This is a genomic window from Bittarella massiliensis (ex Durand et al. 2017) (assembly GCF_017566145.1).
Taxonomy (GTDB): Bacteria; Bacillota; Clostridia; order Oscillospirales; family Ruminococcaceae; genus Bittarella; species Bittarella massiliensis_A.
This window is the reverse complement of record NZ_JABFCL010000109.1, coordinates 1-252: the sequence shown is the minus strand read 5'-3', so window position 1 is coordinate 252 and position 252 is coordinate 1. Positions and strand designations below refer to the sequence as shown.

Below are 252 nucleotides of genomic sequence, written 5' to 3'. Positions count from 1 at the left end.
ACTTTCAAAAATAGCTTTCTTTCTAACCAGCCGCAAATAGATTTCATCACTCGGTTAGCTGCCATCTCACTTTTTGTAAATATCAGCACATCGTCGGCATACCTTGTGAAACGAAGTCTCCTCTGTTCTAGTTCCTTATCCAACTTATCAAGGTAGATATTTGAACACACAACTGATAATGGTCCCCCTTGTGGCACACCCGTCATGGTCGCTTTTTCCAGTCCCTTTTCCATTACTCCTGCTTTCAGATAT

The 252-nt window shown here is 41.7% G+C and carries 1 protein-coding gene; it reads right to left on the bottom strand.

Annotated elements, in window-relative coordinates; translation table 11 throughout:
* The coding region (locus HJY11_RS13655; RefSeq protein ID WP_243764565.1) for a reverse transcriptase domain-containing protein at positions 1 to 233 on the bottom strand (233 nt) is incomplete at its 3' end.
* Between the last annotated feature and the right edge of the window lie 19 nt (positions 234 to 252).